This window comes from Roseomonas chloroacetimidivorans, assembly GCF_049629625.1.
GTDB lineage: Bacteria > Pseudomonadota > Alphaproteobacteria > Acetobacterales > Acetobacteraceae > Roseomonas > Roseomonas chloroacetimidivorans.
Map to the genome: position 1 here is coordinate 318,748 of NZ_JBNBZS010000001.1, position 20,486 is coordinate 339,233.

The following is a 20,486-nucleotide window of genomic DNA, read 5'->3' on the forward strand; positions in this document are numbered from 1 at the left end:
TCGCCTGCCCGAAGCGCCAGGTTTTTCACGGGCGTCTCTCCCGCAGGAAGTCGATGAAGGCTCGCAGCGGTGCCGGCACGTGGCGGCGGGAGGGGTAGTAGAGGAAGGGTCCCTCGAAGGCCGGCAGCCAGTCCTGCAGCACGGGCGCCAAGCGCCCGGCGGCGATCGATGCATGCGCCCAGCCCTCGAAGGTCAGGTAGAAGCCGGCACCATCGGCCGCGGCCGCAATGGCGAGCTGCGCATCATTGGTTACAAGCGGGCCTTCCGGGCGGATGGTGACCACGCGGCCATCGCGTTCGAATTCCCAGGTGAACATCGTTCCGCTGTCAAAGCGCGTGCGGATACAAGGTAGCCGGAGCAGCGCCTGGGGATCGCGCGGCGTGCCGACGGCCTCCAGCAGCGCGGGGGAGGCGACGAGGACCGCGCGCTGGGGACCGCCGAGGGGGATGGCGATCATGTCCTGCGCCAAGCTTTCCCCGTAGCGGACACCGGCATCGTAGCCGGCGCGAACGATATCCACGAATCCACTCTGGGACGTCACTTCCACGACCACCCGCGGATGGCGTGCGAGGAAGGGCGCGAGAAGCGGGGCGAGAACGAGTTGAGAGGCGGGCGGCGGGGCGTTGATGCGGAGTGTGCCCGAGACTGTATCTCCTGCCCTGCCCGCCTCTTCCAGGGCGGACGCGATCTCACCCAGAGCTGGGCCCAAGCGGGCGAGCAAGGCGGAGCCGGCCTCGGTGGGGCTGACGCTTCGCGTGGTGCGGTTCAGCAGGCGGGCGCCGATGCGATCCTCAAGGGCGCGAATCCGCTCCGTCGCGCTGGAGGCGGAGATGCCGGCTTCCAGTGCGGCCCGGCGAAAGCTGCCATGGCGGGCCACGGCCGCCAGAAGCTCCAGCTCAGCCAGTGACGTCCTCATTATTCGCCTGCTCCGAACAGCCCATGCGGATCATACGTGATTACGCCTTTTGCCGCCCCGGTCCATATCCGGCCGGCCGGAAGCGGATCGGAACGGTCCGTTCTCCGGGGCCATCGCCCTCGCGATCATGGAGAGTCCTCATGGAACAGCGTCGTCTCGGAAGAACCGGCCCCGAAGTTTCGGCCCTTGGGCTGGGATGCATGGGCATGTCCGGCATGTACGGCCCGGCGGAGCGCGCGGAGAGCCTGGCGACCATCGCCATGGCCGTGGAGCGCGGCATTACCCTGCTGGATACCGGCGACTTCTACGGCATGGGCCATAATGAGATGCTGATCGGCGAGGCGTTGCGGACCCTGCCGCGCGACAAGCTGGCCATCAGCGTGAAGTTCGGCGCGCTGCGGGGGCCGGAGAACGAGTGGAGCGGGTATGACTCGCGGCCCGCGGCCATTCGCAATTTCCTGGCCTATTCGCTCACGCGGCTCGGCACCGATTACATCGACATCTATCGCCCTGCCCGCCTCGATCCGAATGTGCCGATCGAGGAGTCCGTGGGCGCGATGGCCGATCTGGTGAAGAAGGGCTTCATCCGCCACATCGGCCTTTCCGAAGTGGGCGCCGAGACGATCCAGCGGGCGCATGCGGTGCACCCGATCGCGGATCTGCAGATCGAATACTCGTTGCTGTCGCGCGGGATCGAGGACGAGATCCTGCCGACCTGCCGGGAGCTGGGGATCGGCATCACCGCCTATGGCGTGCTGTCGCGCGGGCTGATCAGCGGGCACTGGAGCAAGGAGCGCGGCGGCCCGGGCGATTTCCGGAGCATCAGCCCCCGTTTCCAGGGCGAGAATCTGGACCGGAACCTGGCCCTGGCCGAGGCCCTGCGACGGGTGGCGGAGGAGCGGGGCGTGAAGGTCGCGCAGCTCGCCATTGCCTGGGTGGCCGCGCGCGGGGCAGATATCGTGCCGCTGGTCGGCGCGCGCCGTCGCGACCGGCTGGAAGAGGCGCTGGGAGCCATGGATCTGCGGCTGGACGATGCGGCGCTTGCGGCGATCGAGGCGGCCATCCCGCCCGGCGCGGCGGCCGGGGCGCGGTATCCGGAGGCGCAGCTCGCGCATATGGACAGCGAGGCCCGGCACTGAGACGAGGCCCGTGCCGGCACCGGCCGGCACGGGCCTCATCCCCGCGTCACGCGCGCATGAAGCCGTAGAGGTCGGCGGGGTTGTCCACCAGCACGCGGCGGCGCGCGGCCTCGTTGGGCACCCATTCCGTCAGCAGGTCGAACAGCACGGCGTCGTCGGGCTTCTCCGCAGGCTCCGTCACATGCGGCCAGTCGCTGGCCCAGACGCAGCGCTCCGGCGCGGCGGTGGCATAGCCGCGGGCGACCGGGATGGTGTCGGAATAGCGCCCGGCCGCGCCAACTTTCGTGTCCATATAGGCGCCGGAAAGCTTAACCCAGGCCTTGCCACGGTCGAGCAGCCGCCGGACGGCGACATAGCCCGGGTGCTCGATACCTCTGTCCATGGGCACGCGGCCCAAATGGTCAAACACGACGGCGGTGGGCAGGCGTGCGAAGATCGCCTCGTTCTGCGCGATCTGGTCTCCGAGCATGTGGATCTGGCAGTGCCAGCCCATGGGCGCGATGCGGGCCGCGAGTGGTTCCAGCATGTCCAGTGTGGTCACGCCGGCCTGGACGAGGTTGAAGCGGATGCCACGCACCCCGGCATCGTTCATCCGGCGCAGATCCTCGTCGGTCACGCTCGTATCCACCACGGCCACCATGCGCGTGCGTTCCGGTCCGAGCTCCTGCATGGCTTGCAGGTGCAGCCGGTTGTCCGTGCCGTAGGTGGATGGGGTGACCAGCACGGAGCGCTGCGTGCCGATGCGGCGGGCCAGGGCGCGGTAATCCTCGGTCGAGGCATCGGGCGGACGAAGCTGGGTGCGGGGATCGGCGGGAAAGCGCGCGTCGTAGACGTGATGATGGCAATCCGTGGCCAGCGGTGGGGCCGGCGTGCGGGGCGGCTCGGTGCCGGCCGAGTATTTCACCGGGCCGGGCTGGCCGCGCACCGGGGCCGTCATGGGCTGGGCAGAAGCCGCAGCCGCAACCAGCGCGCCAGCACCGCCCAAGGCGGCACGGCGGGTCAGGGTTCCGTTCATCGTTTCCTCCTGCCGCCTTCGTCTTCTTGCGGCAGCGCAGGATGGACGACGATGCCCGCCGGGATCGAATGAATATGGCAGGAGCAGAGGCGCACCGCCTGGGGGCAGGCGCTGTCGCGCCGCCTCGGGTCAGGCCGCTGCCGCCGCTGACCGGGCCGTCGTGTTCACCGTCTTTACCGTGGTGCGGGACCGCCGGGCGGGCTTCGCCGGGGGCGCCTTCCCTGCCCTGAGCCGTGCCAGCAGGGCCAGCACCGCCGCCTCCTCCGGCTTCAGGTGCTCCATCTCGTCCTTCAGCTCCTGCTCCGCACGCTCCGCGATCTCCAGCGCGAGCTGGCCCGCCATGTAGCCGTCCAGCAGGTCCGGATGAACATAGCATTTGCGGCAGACCGTGGGCGTGTTGCCGAGCCGGGCGGAGACCTTCTCGATCGCGGCGCGGATGTTGCGCTTGGCGGCGGCCTGGGTGTCGAAGGCCTCGAATTCGCGCAGGGCGAGCGCGGCCATGACGGTGCCGGCCCAGGTGCGGAAATCCTTGGCGGTGATGTCGCGCCCGGTGATCTCGCGCAGGTAGTCATTCACGTCACCCGAGGTCACATCATGTGGCGTGCCGTCCTCGTCCCGCCAGGCGAAGAGTTCCTGGCCCGGCAGGTCCTGGCATTCGCGCACGACCTTGGCCACGCGCCGGTCCTGGAGCCCCAGCTTCCAGGTCTTGCCGCTCTTGCCTTTGAAGGCGAAGCGCATGGTGCCGCCATCGACCCGCACATGCTTGTTGCGGAGCGTGGTCAGGCCGAAGGAGCCGTTCTCCTTCGCGTAGTCGTCATTGCCGATGCGGATCAGCGTCGTCTCCAGCAGGCGGACGACGGTCGCGAGCACCTTCTCGCGCGTCAGCTCCTTCCGGCGCAGATCGGCGGCGACGCGGGCGCGGATCAGCGGCAGGACCTCTGCGAATTCGGCCATGTGCTCGTATTTCGTGGCATCGCGCGTCTCCCGCCAGCGCGGGTGGTAACGGTACTGCTTGCGGCCGCGCGCGTCGCGGCCCGTGGCCTGGATATGGCCGTTGGGAAAGGGGCAGATCCAGACATCCGTATAGGCGGGCGGTATGGCGAGGGAGCGGATGCGCTCCAACGTCGCCTCGTCCTTGATCAGCTCGCCATCGGGATCGCGATAGATGAAGCCGTCGCCCTTGGGATGGCGGGTGATGCCGGGCCGTGTGTCGCTGACATAGCGCAGCCCGGCGGCCCGGGCGGCTTCCCTGGGTTCAACGATGGTCTCGGCCTGGTCGGGGCTGGTCATGGGCGGCATTCCTTCCTGCCGAGAGAAGCGGCGCCCGCGCGTCACGGTTTCAGGAAGGATCCGGCAGGGATGAGCGGCGCCGGCCTTAGCCGACGCGACCCCAGGCGCGCTGGCCGCTCGGCGTGGGGCAGCCGCAGGCATCGCCCGCAGTCAGATTGCGGTCCAGCGGGCAGACATAGGCGCCGGCATAGCAGGCCCGCTGAGCCGTGGCCCCGTAAGGCGAGGCGCTGATGGGGCCCGTGGTTCCGGGCGCCATCGTCCCAGGCGCGGTCGCGCCTGGCGCCGGGCTGTAAGCCGGGGGCGGCGGCACATAGGTGGCGTAGGGCGGCACGTAATAGACCGGCGGCGGGGGATAGTAGGCATAGGGGTACGGGTAGGCCGGATAGACGGGATAGGCCGGGTAGGTCCCGATCCCGATGCCGAAGCTCACCTGCGCCGCAGCCGGGGCGGGTTGCATGAGGAGCGGCGACGCCACCAGGGCTGTCGCCAGGAGGAGGCGCCCGAGGTCCATCATGCGTCGGATATGGGAAGCAGGCTCGCGGCCGGAAAGGCCCGGTTCAGGCCAGCCAGCGTCGCATCACGGCTGTGGCCGCCTCGGGTGCCTCCATGGTCGGAAGATGGGCGCAGCCCGGGAATTCGTGCAGCTCCGCACCCGGAATTCCGGCAGCCATTTCCCGCGCCAGCTCTGGCGGAGTCAGCACATCCGCCTGCCCCACCGCGACCAGGGTCGGGACCGCAATGCCCGGCAGGTCGCCGCGGGAATCTGGGCGCCCGAGAATGGCTTCCTGCTGGCGGAGGAAGGCGTCGCGGCCCACGCGCTCGGCCATGTCCATCACCTCCTGGGCCAGAGGCCCGGCCTGGTGGCCGGGGTGCAGCAGGCGCGGAAGCAGACGCGGCGTGACTCCGCGGAACTGGCCGGAGCGCGTCAGCGACATCAGGCCACGGCGCTGTCGGGCCTGTTCCGGCGTGTCGGGGCGGGCGGAGGTGTCGAACAGGGCCAGCCGCGTCACGCGAGCGCCGGCCTGGCGCATCACCTCGAAGGCCACGTAGCCGCCCATGGAGAGGCCGGCGAGCGCGAATGGGCCTTCAAGCCTGGCAATGGCGCGCGCCGCCATGGCGGAAACGCTCGAGTCCAGCGTCAGATCGGCCACGACCGGATCGGCCAGGTCGGACAGCCCCGCCACCTGGTCGCGCCAGAGCCGGGCGTCGCAGAGCAGCCCGGGCAGGAGGAGGAGCGGCATCCGGGCGGTGGCGGTGGGCATGGCGGCGTGGTAATCACGCCACGAGCCCCGTGCAACCACCGGAAATGCGGTGTCCTGCTTGCATCCGGGCCTTCGCGAGCGCATATCGCGCGCGAGCGGCTGCGTGCCGCGTGGCCGGACCCGGAGTCCCGCCGCGCCACGCCGGACCATCGGCCGGGCGCCCTCCGGTACGCCGCACGGCGCCTGACCTCTTTGAACGACGCAGCCCGGACTTTTCGCCGCTCCCGCTGAAGCCGGATGGGTGGCGGTACAGGAACACACGCTTGACCGAACACGAACAGCCTTCCTCCGCCGAGAACGAAACCCCCAAGAGCATGGCCGACGCGGCCCTGCCCGAGGCGGGCGCGCCCGGCACGACAGCCGGTGCCGCCGATGGCGACCCGGTGGGCGAGGGCAGCTCGCCCCATTTTGCCGAGACCCCGGCTGCCTTCGAGGCTGCCGAGCCGGTCGAGGCGATGGCCTCCGGCTCCTCCGAGGAAGGCGCGGACGGTGACGATATCGGCGAGACGGGCGCCGATGGCGACGACGTCGGCGAGACCGGCGCTGATATCGAGAATGCGGCCGGCTCGGACGAGGAGGATGAGGACGACGAGGAGGATGATGAGGGGGAGGAAGACACCACTCCCCGCACGACCTTCGCTGATCTCGGCCTGTCCGACGAGCTTCTGAAGGCCGTCATCGAAAGCGGCTATGTCCACCCGACCCCGATCCAGGAGCAGGCGATCCCTGTCGTGCTGATGGGCCGGGACGTGCTGGGCTGTGCCCAGACCGGCACGGGCAAGACGGCCAGCTTCACCCTGCCGATGCTGGACATCCTGGCAGGGTCGCGCGCCAAGGCGCGCATGCCGCGCAGCCTGATCCTGGAGCCGACGCGCGAGCTGGCGCTGCAGGTGGCCGAGAACTTCGTCAAATATGGCAAGTACCTGAACCTGACCCATGCCCTGCTGATCGGCGGCGAGAGCATGGACGAGCAGAAGCAGGTGCTGGAGAAGGGCGTGGACGTGCTGATTGCCACGCCCGGCCGTCTTCTGGACCTGTTTGACCGCGGGCGTATCCTGCTGGCGGACTGCAAGGTTCTGGTGATCGACGAGGCGGACCGGATGCTGGACATGGGGTTCATCCCCGATGTCGAGCGCATCGTCTCCATGCTGCCGCAGCTGCGGCAGACCCTGTTCTTCTCCGCCACCATGGCGCCGGAGATCCGGCGCCTGGCTGATGCCTTCCTGCAGAATCCGCGGGAGATCACGGTTTCCGCCCCGGCCTCGGTGGCGACCACCATCACCGCCGGCCTGATCTGGGTGCAGGAGCGCGACAAGCGCGAGGCGCTGCGGCGGCTGATCAAGAGCCAGTCGGTGCAGAATGCGCTGATCTTCTGCAACCGCAAGGTCGATGTCGACATCCTCTACAAGAGCCTGAAGAAGCACGGGTTCAGCGTGGGCGCCCTGCATGGCGACCTGGCGCAGTCCGTTCGCTTCGCGACATTGGAGAAGTTCAAGGCGGGCGAGCTGCAACTGCTCGTCTGCTCCGACGTGGCCGCGCGCGGCATCGACATCGGCGGGTTGTCTCACGTCTTCAACTTCGACGTGCCCTTCCATGCCGAGGACTATGTGCACCGCATCGGCCGCACGGGCCGTGCGGGCCGTGAGGGGCATGCCTATACCCTGGCCACGGCCGACGAAGCGAAGGCCGTGGCGGCGGTGGAGGCCCTGACGGGCCGCCCCATCCCGCCGATGATGATTGAGGGGCTGGAGCCCGTTGATCCCGAGGAGATCCAGGCGGCGCTGAAGGCCACTGGCCGCGGGCGTGGCCGGGGCCGGGGCAGCGAGGCCCGCGGGGGCCGTGACGGCGCGCGCGGCCGGGGCGATGCCCGGCCTGAACGCGGCGGCGAAGCCCGGCGCGAGGGCCGTGGCCGTCGTGACGAGCGTGCCCCAAGGGAGGAACGCGAGGCTCGCCCGCCGCGGGAGGAACGCGAGGTTCGTCCGCCCCGTGAGGCACGTGGCGGGCGCGAAGAGCGTGCCCCGCACGAGGACCGCGACACGCGCGGGGTCCGCGATGAGCGGCCCGGGCGGGAGGACCGCGACCGGCGCCGTGGCGAGCGTGAGACCCGCTCGGGTGACCGCGTGCTGGACGAGGTGAACCGCGATGCCTCGCGCGAGTGGAGCCGGGATGACCGGCGCGAGGATCGGCCCCGCCGGGACGAACGCCGCCGGGAGAATTTCCGCTACCGCCAGGACGATCTCGGGCCCTCCGTGGTCGGATTCGGCGACGCGGTACCTGCCTTCATGCTGATCCCGGTGCCGCGCCCGAAGCGCTCGCCGGATACCGACGCAGAGGCGGCCTGATAAGGTCGGGAGGGGCTCTGTCCCTCCCCGAGAGAGGGGCATGGCGGCCCCCTTCCCGCGCGACGGGTTGATCCCCGGGCCGTGGCGCTGGCGCCCGGTTCGGGGCAGTATGCCGCCCATAGCCGGCACCGCTGACCGAGAGGAACGCAGCAAATGAACGTCGTTACCCCGATCGCCTCCAAGGCCAAGATGGGCGCCTTCGTGTGGGACGACCCGCTGCTGCTGGAGGAGCAGCTGACCGAGGACGAGCGCATGATCCGCGATGCGGCGCGCGAGTTCTGCCAGTCCAAGTTGCTCCCCCGCGTGATCGAGGCGACCCGCCGCGAGTATTTCGACCGCGAGATCATGAACGAGTTCGGCGAGATGGGCTTCCTGGGCGCGACCCTGGACAGCCATGGCTGCGCCGGCGTCGGCTATGTCTCCTATGGCCTGATTTCCCGTGAGGTGGAGCGGGTGGATAGCGGCTACCGCTCCGCCTTCTCCGTGCAGTCCTCCCTGGTCATGTATCCGATCTGGGCCTTCGGCTCCGAGGAGCAGAAGGACAAGTACCTGCCGAAGCTGCGGACCGGCGAGTATGTCGGCTGCTTCGGCCTGACCGAGCCGGATGCGGGGTCCGACCCCAATTCCATGCGCACCCGCGCGAAGAAGGTCGATGGCGGCTATCTCGTTTCCGGGTCGAAGACCTGGATCTCCAACTCCCCGATCGCGGATGTCTTCGTGGTCTGGGCGAAGGATGACGAGGGCGTGCTGCGCGGCTTCATCCTGGAGAAGGGGATGAAGGGCCTCACGGCCCCGAAGATCGAGGGCAAGCTGTCGCTCCGCGCCTCCGTCACCGGCATGATCATGATGGACGAGGTTTTCGTCCCCGAGGAGAACCGCCTTCCCCTCGTGAAGTCGCTGGCCGGTCCCTTCTCCTGCCTCAACCGCGCCCGCTACGGCATCGCCTGGGGCGCGCTGGGTGCCGCCGAGGATTGCTGGCACCGCGCGCGGGAATACACGATGGGCCGGAAGATGTTCGGCAAGCCGCTGGCCCAGACCCAGCTGATCCAGAAGAAGCTGGCGGATATGCAGACCGAGATCACCCTCGGCCTGCAGGGCGTGCTGCGGCTCGGGCGCCTGTTCGACGAGCACAAGGCGGCGCCGGAGATGATCTCCATGATGAAGCGGAACAACTGCGGCAAGGCGCTCGACATCGCCCGCATGGCCCGTGACATGCATGGCGGCAACGGGATCGTGGACGAGTATCACGTGATCCGCCACCTCATGAATCTGGAAACGGTGAACACCTATGAGGGCACGCATGACGTGCATGCCCTCATCCTCGGCCGCGCGCAGACCGGGCTGAACGCTTTCGGCTGATCCGCGCGGGGTCGCGTTACAAGGGGCGGTCCTTCGGGGCCGCCCCTTTCTTGTTGGAGCGGGTTCGCTCCCGATTGGAGGCGCCTGCATGCGTGTGACCATTGAGGCCATGGGCGCCGCCGGGGACGGGATCGGGCGCGACGAAGCGGGGCGGCCGCTTTTCGTGCCCTTCTCGCTGCCCGGCGAGGTGGTGGAGGCCGAGGCCGGGCCGGGCCGCGGGGACGGGCGGGCGGCCGAGCTTGTGGCCGTCGAAGCCCCCTCCCCCGACCGCGTGCCGCCGCCATGCCCGCATTTCGGCACCTGTGGCGCCTGCGCCGTGCAGCACTGGGCCGACGACTCCGTGGCAGCCTGGAAGGCGGGGCGCGTGACGGAGGCGCTGTCCCGCGCGGGTTTCCGGGATATCCCTGTCGCCCCTGCCACGCCCAGCCCGCGCAATACCCGCCGGCGGGCCGACCTGGCCGTCCGCCGGCGGCAGGAGGGTGTGACCATTGGGTTTCACGCGCGCGGTTCGGCCGAACCCTTCGACATGGCGGTTTGCTTTGTCGTCGATCCACGCATCCTGGCACTGGTGGAACCGCTGCGCGGGATGATGGGCTCCCTCGCGGCACTGCGGCGGGCCGGATCGGCCATGGTGAACCTGCTTGATACCGGGCCTGATCTCTGGATCCGGACTGACGGACCGCTGACGCCAAGCGACCGCGCGAAGCTGGCCACCTTCGGGGAGGCGCAGGGGATTCCTCGCATCGCCTGGTCCAAGGAAGGCACGCGGGATACGCCCGAAATCGCTGCCCAGAACGGATCGGTTTTCGTGACCCTGTCCGGCGCGACGGTTTCGCCCGCGCCGGGAGCCTTCCTTCAGGCGACGCCACATGGCGAGGCAGCCATCATCACCGCCGTGCTGGAAGGGCTGCCGAAGCGCATGCCGGGCAAGCCCCGGATCATCGAGCTGCATGCGGGGCTGGGCACGCTTTCCTTCCCGCTTTCAGCCCGTGGACGAGTGGAAGCTTATGAGGGCGCGCCGGAGGCCGCCGCCGCGTTGCAGGCCGGCGCCGGCCGGGCCGGGGCGCGCGTGAAGGCGACACGGCGCGATCTGGCGCGCCAGCCGTTGCTGCCGGCCGAGCTGAACGGCGCCGCTGCCCTGGTGCTTGATCCGCCCTTTGCAGGGGCCGCCGAGCAGGTGGCCATTCTCGCCCGGTCCACCCTGCCCCGGGTCATCTATGTGTCCTGCAATCCTGCGGCGCTGTCCCGCGATCTGGCCGCCTTCGCCCGTGCGCCAGGCTGGCGGGTGGAGGAGGCGGTGGCGGTGGACCAGTTTCTCTGGTCGACTCAGGTCGAGGCCGTGGTGACTCTCGCCCGGGGCCCTTGAACAAACCATAAAAGTTAAAAACTCTTCAGTTCTGGCGGAGAGGGGACGAATCGATGGAACGGCGCGCGCTTCTGGCGGCGGGGCTCGCTGCCCCGGCCTTGCTATCGGGCGTGGCAGGGGAAGCCATTGCCCAGCCCCCTGCCCCCGTGCAGCCCGACGCAAACCAGGCGCCGGGCTATTACCGGTTCCGGGTCGGACCGCATCTGATGACCATGGTCTATGATGGCCAGGCGATCCGGCCGGACCCGACCCAGGGCTTCGTCCGCAATGCCACCCCGGAGCAGATCGCGAGTTCCATGCGTGCCCAGGGGATGGACCCGTCGCGCTTGCTGAACCCCTTCACCATCCCGGTCCTGCGCACGCCGCAAGCCACGGTGATGTTCGATACGGGGAACGGGCCTCAGACGGCGGCAGACAGCCGGATTGGCCAGTTGCCCGCGAATTTGGCGGCGGCGGGTATCGATCCGGCCTCGGTCGACATCGTGGTGTTCACCCATTTCCATGGCGATCATATCGGCGGCCTGCTGGACGGCTCAGGCGGGGCGGCCTTTCCGCGCGCGCGCATCGTGGTGCCGGAGAAGGAGTGGGCCTTCTGGATGGATGAGGGCCAGGCGAGCCGCGCGCCTGAGGCGATGCGCCCGGCCTTTGCCAATGTGCGCCGCCGCTTCGCGCCCTATGAGGCCCGTATCGAGCGCGTCGGGGACGGGGCGGAGATCCTGCCAGGGCTGCGCGCCATGGATACGCCGGGCCATACGCCGGGCCACACCTCCTATCATCTCTCGGACGGCAGCGCGCAGTTGATGATCTGCGGAGACCTGACCAGCCGCCCGGAGTTCAACCTGACCAATCCTGGCTGGCACGTGATCTTCGACACGGATCCGGTGATGGCGGAAGCCACGCGCCGGCGGGTGTTCGACCGGGCGGCAGCCGACCGGATCCGCTGCGTCGGCTATCACTGGCCCTTCCCGGCCAATGGCTATGTGGTGAAGGACGGAAGTGGCTACCGGCTGGCGCCGGCGGACTGGTCTAGCGTGCTCTGATTGTCCGCCGGAGAGCCATGCGCGGAGCCCAGCCCCGAGGCGTTCGGCCGCGAGCGGTACCGACCCGCCACCAGGCGTGTTGGCGGCCTCGGTTGAGGCACAGCGTCCATGGGGGGTAGTTTGGCCCAGGGAAAAGACGGAGGAATGTGGGTGCGCGGGACCGTTGGGCTGATCGCCATTTGCCTGGCGACTGCGATCGCGGCCCAGGGCCATGCCCAATCGGGTTCAGCCGGACGCGACCCCGGCCATCTTCCTCCGTTACGGCCTGAGCCGGGCGACATCTGGGCCGATGTGCATTCCTGGACCAGTTCGCGCAACCTGCCCCAGCCGGCACGCAATGCGACTGCCGCGCAGCGGCTCGCCCCTGCCCCGCAGGCTGAGGCGTTCCCTCAAGCAGGGAACGCTGTGGCGGCCGGAGCCGCCGATGCAGGGCGCATGGTGGTCACCAATGCAACCAGGCGTTCGAATGTCCGCGTGGAACCAGATCTGCGCGCGCCCGTGGCGCGGACCATGCCGCCATCCACGACGCTTCGTGTCTTCGGGGAAGCGCCGGGGGGGTGGATGAATGTTGGTGACGACCAGCCCTTCGGCTGGATTCACCAGTCCGCGCTCAAGCGGTAGAGGCCCCGGAAAGGACGGGGGCGCCCCGCTCGCGCCCCCGGAAGCAGTTCAGATGTGGAAGCTCTCGCCGCAGCCACAGCGGCCTTTTTCGTTCGGATTGGTGAAGGTGAAGCCGGCGGACATGGCCTTCTTCTCGTAATCCATCACCGTACCGATCAGAAACAGGGTGGCCTTGCGATCCACCAGGACGGTGAGGCCCTTGTCGGTGATCGTCTCGTCCGTGGGCCCGGCCGCATCCACCCAGTCCATCTGGTATGACATGCCGGAGCAGCCCTTGGTCGAAACGGAGATCCGCAGCAGCTTGCCCTCGCTCTTGGCGTAGAGCGCGCGCAGGCGCTCTGCCGCGGTGTCGGAAAGCGACATCAGCGGCGGCAGGGCGCGGCGTGGCTTCGGGGCTTCAGTGGTGGTCGTGCTCATGGTGCCCTCCATGTGGCGTGCCATCAGTACACGTTCAACGCGAGCTTCGCGTCCTCGCTCATCCGGGACTGATCCCAGGGCGGATCCCAGACGACCTCGACCTTCACCGAGGTGACGTTGGGGACAGCCTTCACCGCCTGCTCCGCCTGAACCGGAAGTTCCTGGGCGGAAGGACAGGAGGGCGCGGTCAGCGTCATGTCGATTCTCACCGCGCCATCATCCTCGATCTCGACGGCATAGATCAGGCCGAGCTCGTAGATATCGACGGGGATCTCGGGGTCGTAGACGCTCTTCAGCGCGTCCAGCACCGCGACCTCGCTGACCCGCGTCGGCGCGATCGGGCCGTCCGGGGACCAAGCCTCGTGGGTCGCGCCCTGCTGAGTTGCGGGCTCACTCACTCGAAGCCTCCTTCCCGCCATCGAGGGCGGTGTTGAGGGTGTGCCAGGCCAGCGTCGCGCATTTCACGCGGCTGGGGAATTCGTGCACGCCGGAAAGGGCCTGGAGACGCTCCATCTCTTCTTCCAGCGTGGCGCCGCAATCCGGGCAGGTGCCGGTCATGGCCATCTCCCGGAAATGGGCAGCCAGTTCCCGCGCTTCCGCTACCGTCTTGCCCTTCACCGTCTCCGTCATCAGCGAGGCGCTGGCGGTGGAGATGGCGCAGCCGCGACCCTGGAAGGCGGCATCGGCAATGTGGTCGCCATCCATGTCCAGGAACAGCTCGATCCGGTCGCCGCACATCGGGTTGTTGCCGCGCGCGCTGAGATCGGGCGTCTCCAGACGGCGGAAGTTCCGGGGCTTCCGACCATGATCGAGAATGACCTCCTGATAGAGGTCGCTAAGATCGTCGAACATCAGCAGCCTCCGGATGCCGGATTCACGCTTCCGGCCTTCGGCCTCCAGCGATCGGGCGTCATGTGAAGAACCTCCGCGCGGAGGTCAGGGCCTCCGCCAGGAAATCGACCTCTTCATGCGTCGTGTAGAGGCCGAAGGAGGCGCGGCAGGTGCTGTCATGCCCGATCCGCACATGCAGCGGCTCCGCGCAATGGCGCCCGGCGCGGACGGCGATGCCCACGCGGTCCAGCAGGGTGGACAGGTCGTGGGCATGGGCGTTGCCGAGGGCAAAGGAGAAGACCCCGCCCCGGTCCTGGGCCCGCCCGATCACCGTTAGGTTCTCAATGGCCGAGAGCTTGGTCATGGCGTGATCGACCAGCGAGCGCTCATGCGCCTCGATGGCGTCCATGCCAATGACGGTGACGTAGTCGATGGCGGCGTGCAGTCCCACCGCCTCCACGATCGGCGGGGTGCCGGCCTCGAACTTCGCGGGCACCGGCGCGGGCAGGAAGCCCTCGCGCGTCACCTCGGAGATCATGTCGCCGCCGCCGAGGAAGGGGGGCATCTCCTCCAGCAGCTCGAGCCGTGCCCAGAGCACGCCGATGCCGGTAGGGCCGTAGAGCTTGTGGCCGGTGAAGACGTAGAAATCCGCGTCCAGCGCCTGCACATCCACACGGCGGTGCACGGCGGCCTGGGAACCGTCGAACAGGACCTTCGCGCCATGGGCATGGGCCAGCGCCGCGATCCGGGCGGCGGGTGTCACCGTGCCCAGCACGTTGGACATATGGGTGACGGCCACCAGCCCGACCTTCCCGTCCGCCAGCTTGGCTTCCAGGTCCGCCATGTCCAGCTCGCCGGCATCGGTGACATCCGTGATGCGCAGCTCGATGCCATGCGCCTGGGCGAGCATCTGCCAGGGCACGAAATTGGCATGATGCTCCATCTCGGAGACCACGACCGCCTGGCCAGGCTTGAGCACGCCACGGCCATAGGAGTGGGCCACGAGGTTGATGGCGGCGGTGGAGTTGGTGGTGAACACCACCTCCCGCGCATCGCCCGCGTTCAGGAAGCGCGCCACGGCCTCGCGCGCCGCCTCATAGGCGGCGGTGGAGGTCTCGCTCAGGTGGTAGGCGCCGCGATGCACATTGGCATAGCTCGTCTCGAACATTTGCCGCATGGCGTCGATCACCGCGCGCGGCTTCTGGGCCGAAGCGCCGGAATCGAGGAAGACCAGCGGCTTCCCATGCACCTTGCTCGACAGAATCGGGAAATCCTGCCGGATCCGCTGCACGTCGAAAGCCGGGCGCATGGTGCCGTCCATCACGCGGCCTCCCCGTGCTGGTCCCACCAGGAGGCAACGGCCTCGTCCAGCGCCTCGCGCGCTGTCTCGTCCTCGACGATCTCCACGGCCTCCTGAAGGAAGGCGCGGACCAGCATGGCGCGGGCCGCATCGGCGGGGATGCCGCGGGCGCGGAGATAGAAGAGGCTGTCCGGGTCCAGCGCGCCGGCGGTGGCGCCGTGGCTGCACTTCACGTCGTCGGCGTAGATTTCCAGCTGCGGCTTGCTGTCGATCTCGGCTTCCTCCGAGAGGAGGAGGGCCTGATTCATCTGGTAGCCGTCGGTCTTCTGCGCCTCGCGCCGGACCAGGATCTTGCCCTGAAAGACACCACGGGAACGGCCGGTCAGGACTGTCTTCACGGTCTGGCGGGAGGCGCAGTTCGGGGCGGAGTGGTCCAGCGCCGTGGTGGTGTCGGCCAGCTGGCCATCCGCCACGAGCTGGGCGCCGTTCAGATGCGCCGTGGCGCGCGGGCCGAGCAGGGCGAGATGGGTCTCGCTGCGGCTGATGCGGCCGCCGGCGTTCAGGACGAAGCCGTCATAGGTGCCACCCTCCGCCACGCGCACGCCGAGATGGGCGAGGTGGAAGGCGCTCTCAGCCTCCCGCTGCACGCGGACATGGGTGAGCTTCGCGTCCTCGGCGACCTCGATCTCAAAGACCGGGTTGTGGAGGTGGCGCGCGCCTGGAGCGGAGAGGGCCGTCTCGATCAGGACCAGCTTCGCGCCGGGGGCGAGGCGGATCAGGTGGCGCGGATGGATCGTGCTCGCGGTCTCGCCGGAGGCGATGGAGAGCAGTTCCAGGCGGCCCGCATCGGTGCCGGCGGGCAGGTCGAGCACAAGCCCATCCTCGAAGAGGAGGGTGTTGAGCGTCACCATGGGCTGCGCCGCGGCGGCAACCGTGTTCAGGCGGTCGGCCACGCTGCCCACGACCTCAGCGAGAGGCGAGGCGTCCAGCCCATCCAGGCTGGACAGGTCGGCGCGAAAGCGGCCATCCACGAAGACGGCGCGGCGCCCGGCGCGCGCGGGCGGAAGCTCCACCGCCTCGTCCACAGGCGTCAGCGCCTCGCGGAACTCGGCGCGCAGCATTGGGGAGAGGTCGGTATAGCGCCAGGCCTCGACGCGGCGGCTGGGCAGGCCGCCGGCCATCAGCGTCTCGGCGGCCGCATCCCGCAAGCCGCGAACGGCCGGGATGTCGGCGCCGGGCAGACGCTCGGCCAGCCCGGCATAGCGGTGCAGGAAGGCCGCCGCATTGCCGGAGGGAGTCATGCTGTTCATGCCGCCTCGCCCAGGACGCCGGCATACCCCTCGGCTTCGAGGCGCTGCGCCAGTTCCGGCCCGCCTGAGGCCACGACGCGGCCATCGGCCAGCACGTGCACCCGGTCGGGCACGATGTGGTTGAGCAGGCGCTGGTAATGGGTGATGACCAGCGCCGAGAAGTTCGGGCCGCGCATGGCGTTCACGCCATCCGCGACGATCTTCAGGGCATCGATGTCCAGGCCGCTATCCGTCTCGTCGAGGATGGCGATCTTCGGCTCCAGCAGGGCCATCTGCAGGATCTCGTTGCGCTTTTTCTCGCCGCCGGAGAAGCCGACATTCACGCCGCGCTTCAGCATGTCCTCGGGCATGGAGAGCGCCTTCATGCGGGCGCGCGCCAGCTTGAGGAACTGCATGGCATCCACCTCCGGCTCGCCGCGCGTGCGCCGGATGGCGTTCAGCGCGGTGCGGAGGAAGTTGGCGTTGCCGACGCCGGGCAGCTCGACCGGGTACTGGAAGGCGAGGAACAGGCCGGCGGCGGCGCGCTCCTCCGGCTCCATCTCCAGCAGGTCTTGGCCGTTCAGGACGACGGAACCACCGGTGATCTCATAGCCCTCGCGGCCCGCGAGCGCGTAGGAGAGCGTGGACTTGCCGGCGCCGTTCGGGCCCATGATGGCGTGCACTTCGCCATCCGGAACTTCCAGCGTGATCCCCTTGAGGATCGGCTTGCCATCAACTTCGGCGGTCAGGTTCTCAATGCGCAGCATCAGATGTACTCCTCGCGGGTATTCACCCGACGCTCCCTTCCAGGCTGATCTGAAGCAGCTTCTGCGCTTCGACCGCGAATTCCATCGGTAGTTCCTTCAGCACCTCGCGGCAGAAGCCGTTCACGATCAGGCCCACCGCGTCCTCCTGCGACAGGCCGCGCTGCCGGCAATAGAACAGCTGATCCTCCGCGATGCGGCTGGTGGTCGCCTCATGCTCCACCTTCGCCGTCCGGCACCGGTTCTCGATATAGGGCACCGTATGGGCGCCGCAGAGATCGCCGATCAGCAGGCTGTCACACTGGGTGAAGTTGCGCGCATTCGTCGCCTTCGGGCTGATCCGCACCAGGCCGCGATAGGTGTTCTGGCCCTTGCCGGCCGAGATGCCCTTGGAGACGATGGTGCTGCGCGTGTTCTTCCCAAGGTGGATCATCTTGGTGCCGGTATCGGCCTGCTGGTGGTTGTTCGTGATGGCGACGGAGTAGAACTCGCCCACGGAATCCTCACCCTGCAGGATGCAGGACGGGTACTTCCAGGTGATGGCGGAACCCGTCTCCACCTGCGTCCAGCTCACCTTGCTGCGCTTGCCACGGCAGGCCGCGCGCTTGGTGACGAAGTTGTAGATGCCGCCCTTCCCGTTCTCGTCGCCCGGGTACCAATTCTGGACCGTGCTGTACTTGATCGAGGCGTCATCCAGCGCGACCAGCTCGACCACCGCGGCGTGGAGCTGGTTCTCATCGCGCTGCGGCGCCGTGCAGCCTTCCAGATAGGAGACGATCGCGCCCTCATCGGCAATGATCAGGGTGCGCTCGAACTGGCCGGTGCTCTTGGCGTTGATGCGGAAATAGGTGGACAGCTCCATTGGGCAGCGCACGCCCTTCGGGATGTAGACGAAGCTGCCATCCGTGAATACCGCGCTGTTCAGCGCCGCGAAGAAGTTGTCCGTATGCGGAACCACCGTGCCCAGATACTTGCGCACGAGCTCCGGGTGCTTCTGCACAGCCTCGGAGATGGAGGTGAAGATGATCCCCTCCTTCTCCAGGCGATCCTTGTAGGTGGTGGCGACGGAGACGCTGTCGAAGACGGCGTCCACAGCCACGGGCAGCCGGCCGCCCTCGGCCGGCGTCTCGCCCGCGCCCTCCACGCCAGCCAGGATGGCCTGCTCCTTCAGCGGGATGCCCAGCTTGGCATAGGTCTTCAGCAGCTCGGGATCGACCTCGTCGAGCGACTTCGGCCCAGCCTTCTGCTTCGGCGCCGCGTAATAATAGGCGTCCTGGTAGTCGATCGGCGGATAGGTCACGGCGGGCCAGCGCGGCTCCTCCATGCCCTTCCAGGCCTCAAAGGCGCGCAGGCGCCATTCGAGCAGCCAGGCCGGCTCGTTCTTCTTGGCGGAGATGAAGCGGACGATGTCCTCGTTCAGCCCCTTGGGGGCGAACTCCATCTCGATATCGGTCTCGAACCCCCACTTATAGGCGCCTTGCGTGGCGTCCCGGACGGTATCGAGGGTTTCTTCGACGGCGGGCATTCCTGAACCCTTACTCGGCGGCCGCGTGGGCGGCGGGGGAAACGGGCGCGCGGCGATGCACTTCCGTGCAGGAGGGCCGCGCGAGATCGGCAATGGTGACAGCAGAGAGCGCGGCGCGAACGGCCTCGTTCACCGGATCCCAGCGTCCGCGTACCGGGCAATGGCCCTCGGCCTCGCAGCCGCCGGTCGCGCCATCCACACAGGCGGTAAGCGCGATCGGGCCATCCATGGCCACGATCACCTCGGCCAGCGTGATAGCGGAGGTCGGCCGGGCAAGGCGATGCCCGCCCCTTGCTCCGCGCTGCGCCTCGACGAGGCCGGCCTGGGAGAGGATGCGGAGCACCTTGGCCACCGTCGGCTCGGCAACGCCGGTCGCGGTGGAAAGGGAGGGGGCGGTGTGCAGGCCGCCTTCCTGTCCGAGCCGGGAGAGGAGGACGGTCGCGTAATCCGCCAGTTTCGACAGGCGCAACACGATGATAATCCGACCGTTGAATGGGATACCAGACCCCAGCGGTCCGGTATGACGGGGAAATGCGTCTTCGGGCCCCCGGTGTCAAGGCGCCCACGGGCGGGCGCCCGGTTAAAACAACGACTTGCGAGCGATTCTCGGCTGACCCGCATTTCCCGCGGGGCGCCGCTTCCGCGCTCCCTCCCCCAGCCCTAGAACCGCAGGGAAGCAGGGGAGAAGGGCGTCCGATGAACCAAGCCATGCGTCCCACGGATTTCACCGCCGCCGGAGAGGCCAAGCCTGCCAAGGCCGTCAAGCCGCGGGACGCCGCCACGATCCTGCTGTGGCGGAAGGGAAGCAGCGGGCTGGAGGTGCTGATGGGGGTGCGGAGCGTGAAGCACCGCTTTATGCCTAGCCGCCTCGTCTTTCCCGGCGGGCGCGTGGATGCGGAGGACCGCTCGGTGCCCGTCGCTTCCGACCTGCATCCGCATACCAGGCGGGCCCTGGAGCTGCGGGCGACACCGCGCCTGGCGCGCGCCATCGCCGTGGCGGCGGTGCGGGAGCTGCATGAGGAAGCCGGGCTTTTGCTGGGGCATGTGGAGGGTGGCCGGCTGCATGCCGATCTGGCCCCGCTGCGCTATCTGTGCCGCGCGGTCACGCCACCGATGAGCCCGGTGCGGTTCAACGCGCGTTTCCTGTATGCCCCGGCGGAGGCCGCGACGGGGGCCTTCGCGGATTCCGCGGAGCTGGAGAACCTGGCCTATTATCCCGTGGACGAGACCCCGCCCTATGAGCTGGCGCCGATCACCGCGAAGGTGCTGGGCGAGTTCCGGGATCTGATGGCCTTGCCCGAGGCCGAGCGGGAGACGCGGCCGCTGGTCTGGTACCAGGGCCGCGACACGCGACGGCTGGAGCGCGAATCTCCGCGAGTGGCCTGACCGCCCGCTGCTCAGCCGCGCGACAGGCGGCGATCGAGGAAATCCAGCCGGTCCTGGCCCCAGAAGATCTCCTCCCCGACCACATAGCTTGGTGCACCGAAGACGCCGCGCGCCAGGGCGGCCTGGGTGTCCTGGGTCCGGCGCTCCGCCCAGCGTTCCTCGGCACCCCGTGCAAGCAGGGCAGCGGAGTCCAGGCCGAGTTCGTCCATGAGGGCCGCAAGGACGGTGGGGTCGCCCGTGTTGCGCTCTTCCTGCCACAGCGCCTTCAGCACGCGATGGCCGAGGGCAACGGCCGGGGCATCACCAATCGTCTCGCGCGCCGCGATAACGCATTGCGCGGCGAGGCTTTCATTCGCGGGGAAAAAGCGGGGCTGGATGTTGATGGGGATGCCAAGATGCTCCCGCCAGCGTGCCAGTTCCTGCAGGCGGTAGGCTTGGCGCTGCGGGGCGCGCTTGGGCAGCGGCAGGCCGCCGGAGGCCGGGAAGATGGCCCCGAAATCCACGGGATGGATGCGAAGGGTAGCGCCATGGCGCGCGACGATCGCCTCCAGCCGCGCCGCGCCGAGATGCGTCCAGGGTGAATTCAGCGAAGCGTAGTAGTCCACATGCAGACCCATTTCCGTT

General features: G+C 68.7%; 21 protein-coding genes. 7 read left to right on the top strand and 14 right to left on the bottom strand.

Annotated features, from left to right (window positions below):
• Nucleotides 1-25: 25 nt before the first annotated feature.
• Nucleotides 26-916 (bottom strand): LysR substrate-binding domain-containing protein, encoded by an 891-nt coding sequence (locus ACO1BU_RS01525; RefSeq protein ID WP_424134126.1) that lies wholly within the window; start codon nt 914-916, stop codon nt 26-28.
• 140 nt (nt 917-1,056) lie between these two features.
• Here ACO1BU_RS01525 and ACO1BU_RS01530 point away from each other — a divergent pair, with 140 nt between their 5' ends.
• Entirely contained in the window at nt 1,057-2,055 is a 999-nt protein-coding gene (locus ACO1BU_RS01530) for an aldo/keto reductase (protein ID WP_424134127.1), read from the top strand.
• A 46-nt stretch (nt 2,056-2,101) separates the two neighbouring features.
• Here the strand turns inward: ACO1BU_RS01530 and ACO1BU_RS01535 are convergent, their stop codons facing one another.
• The 4 genes from ACO1BU_RS01535 to ACO1BU_RS01550 all read right to left on the bottom strand — a co-directional run bounded on the left by ACO1BU_RS01535 (nt 2,102) and on the right by ACO1BU_RS01550 (nt 5,622).
• Nucleotides 2,102-3,070 carry an amidohydrolase family protein gene (locus tag ACO1BU_RS01535; RefSeq protein ID WP_424134128.1) on the bottom strand — a complete coding sequence of 323 codons (969 nt, stop codon included), beginning with the start codon at nt 3,068-3,070 and terminating at the stop codon, nt 2,102-2,104.
• Between the two features lie 129 nt (nt 3,071-3,199).
• Nucleotides 3,200-4,360, bottom strand: a complete 1,161-nt coding sequence (locus tag ACO1BU_RS01540) for a DNA topoisomerase IB (RefSeq protein WP_424134129.1) — start codon at nt 4,358-4,360, stop codon at nt 3,200-3,202.
• 85 nt (nt 4,361-4,445) lie between these two features.
• Entirely contained in the window at nt 4,446-4,874 is a 429-nt protein-coding gene (locus ACO1BU_RS01545; protein ID WP_424134130.1) for a hypothetical protein, read from the bottom strand.
• A 43-nt stretch (nt 4,875-4,917) separates the two neighbouring features.
• Nucleotides 4,918-5,622 (bottom strand): alpha/beta fold hydrolase, encoded by a 705-nt coding sequence (locus tag ACO1BU_RS01550; RefSeq protein WP_424134131.1) that lies wholly within the window; start codon nt 5,620-5,622, stop codon nt 4,918-4,920.
• Between the two features lie 263 nt (nt 5,623-5,885).
• Here ACO1BU_RS01550 and ACO1BU_RS01555 point away from each other — a divergent pair, with 263 nt between their 5' ends.
• The 5 genes from ACO1BU_RS01555 (at nt 5,886) to ACO1BU_RS01575 (ending at nt 12,350) form a co-directional block, all read left to right on the top strand.
• The gene (locus ACO1BU_RS01555; RefSeq protein WP_424134132.1) at nt 5,886-7,964 is read left to right on the top strand and encodes a DEAD/DEAH box helicase; all 2,079 of its coding nucleotides are present in this window, start codon (nt 5,886-5,888) and stop codon (nt 7,962-7,964) included.
• Between the two features lie 153 nt (nt 7,965-8,117).
• The gene (locus ACO1BU_RS01560) at nt 8,118-9,323 is read left to right on the top strand and encodes an acyl-CoA dehydrogenase (protein ID WP_481133205.1); all 1,206 of its coding nucleotides are present in this window, start codon (nt 8,118-8,120) and stop codon (nt 9,321-9,323) included.
• A gap of 88 nt (nt 9,324-9,411) precedes the next feature.
• A complete protein-coding gene (locus tag ACO1BU_RS01565; protein WP_424134133.1) occupies nt 9,412-10,689 on the top strand; it encodes a class I SAM-dependent RNA methyltransferase in 1,278 nt (425 codons plus the stop codon).
• Between the two features lie 53 nt (nt 10,690-10,742).
• On the top strand, nt 10,743-11,729 hold the full coding sequence (locus ACO1BU_RS01570; protein WP_424134134.1) for an MBL fold metallo-hydrolase: 987 nt from the start codon (nt 10,743-10,745) through the stop codon (nt 11,727-11,729).
• Nucleotides 11,730-11,879: 150 nt separating this feature from the next.
• On the top strand, nt 11,880-12,350 hold the full coding sequence (locus ACO1BU_RS01575) for an SH3 domain-containing protein (protein WP_424134135.1): 471 nt from the start codon (nt 11,880-11,882) through the stop codon (nt 12,348-12,350).
• Nucleotides 12,351-12,398: 48 nt separating this feature from the next.
• On the opposite strand, the gene ACO1BU_RS01580 is transcribed toward ACO1BU_RS01575, so the two are convergent.
• The 8 genes from ACO1BU_RS01580 to ACO1BU_RS01615 are packed head-to-tail and all read right to left on the bottom strand — an operon-like array spanning nt 12,399 to nt 18,948.
• The gene (locus ACO1BU_RS01580) at nt 12,399-12,767 is read right to left on the bottom strand and encodes a HesB/IscA family protein (RefSeq protein WP_424134136.1); all 369 of its coding nucleotides are present in this window, start codon (nt 12,765-12,767) and stop codon (nt 12,399-12,401) included.
• Between the two features lie 23 nt (nt 12,768-12,790).
• Nucleotides 12,791-13,186: an SUF system Fe-S cluster assembly protein gene (locus tag ACO1BU_RS01585; protein ID WP_424134137.1), complete on the bottom strand. Its 396-nt coding sequence runs from the start codon at nt 13,184-13,186 to the stop codon at nt 12,791-12,793.
• Nucleotides 13,158-13,619, bottom strand: a complete 462-nt coding sequence (gene sufU, locus ACO1BU_RS01590; protein WP_424134138.1) for a Fe-S cluster assembly sulfur transfer protein SufU — start codon at nt 13,617-13,619, stop codon at nt 13,158-13,160. The genes ACO1BU_RS01585 and sufU overlap by 29 nt, the downstream gene beginning before the upstream one ends.
• Before the next feature lie 58 nt (nt 13,620-13,677).
• A complete protein-coding gene (locus ACO1BU_RS01595; protein WP_424134139.1) occupies nt 13,678-14,919 on the bottom strand; it encodes an aminotransferase class V-fold PLP-dependent enzyme in 1,242 nt (413 codons plus the stop codon).
• A complete protein-coding gene (gene sufD / locus ACO1BU_RS01600) occupies nt 14,919-16,208 on the bottom strand; it encodes a Fe-S cluster assembly protein SufD (protein WP_424134140.1) in 1,290 nt (429 codons plus the stop codon). Before sufD ends, ACO1BU_RS01595 begins: the two co-directional genes overlap by 1 nt.
• Nucleotides 16,205-16,954, bottom strand: coding sequence for a Fe-S cluster assembly ATPase SufC (gene sufC, locus ACO1BU_RS01605; RefSeq protein ID WP_424134141.1), 750 nt, complete (start codon nt 16,952-16,954; stop codon nt 16,205-16,207). The genes sufD and sufC overlap by 4 nt, the downstream gene beginning before the upstream one ends.
• A 22-nt stretch (nt 16,955-16,976) precedes the next feature.
• A complete protein-coding gene (sufB, locus tag ACO1BU_RS01610) occupies nt 16,977-18,476 on the bottom strand; it encodes a Fe-S cluster assembly protein SufB (RefSeq protein WP_424134142.1) in 1,500 nt (499 codons plus the stop codon).
• A gap of 10 nt (nt 18,477-18,486) precedes the next feature.
• A complete protein-coding gene (locus tag ACO1BU_RS01615; RefSeq protein WP_424134143.1) occupies nt 18,487-18,948 on the bottom strand; it encodes an SUF system Fe-S cluster assembly regulator in 462 nt (153 codons plus the stop codon).
• 236 nt (nt 18,949-19,184) lie between these two features.
• Here ACO1BU_RS01615 and ACO1BU_RS01620 point away from each other — a divergent pair, with 236 nt between their 5' ends.
• Nucleotides 19,185-19,862: an NUDIX hydrolase gene (locus tag ACO1BU_RS01620; RefSeq protein ID WP_424134144.1), complete on the top strand. Its 678-nt coding sequence runs from the start codon at nt 19,185-19,187 to the stop codon at nt 19,860-19,862.
• A gap of 11 nt (nt 19,863-19,873) precedes the next feature.
• Here ACO1BU_RS01620 and ACO1BU_RS01625 read toward each other — a convergent pair whose 3' ends face one another.
• Nucleotides 19,874-20,479: a 2-hydroxychromene-2-carboxylate isomerase gene (locus tag ACO1BU_RS01625; protein WP_424134145.1), complete on the bottom strand. Its 606-nt coding sequence runs from the start codon at nt 20,477-20,479 to the stop codon at nt 19,874-19,876.
• Nucleotides 20,480-20,486 lie beyond the last annotated feature (7 nt).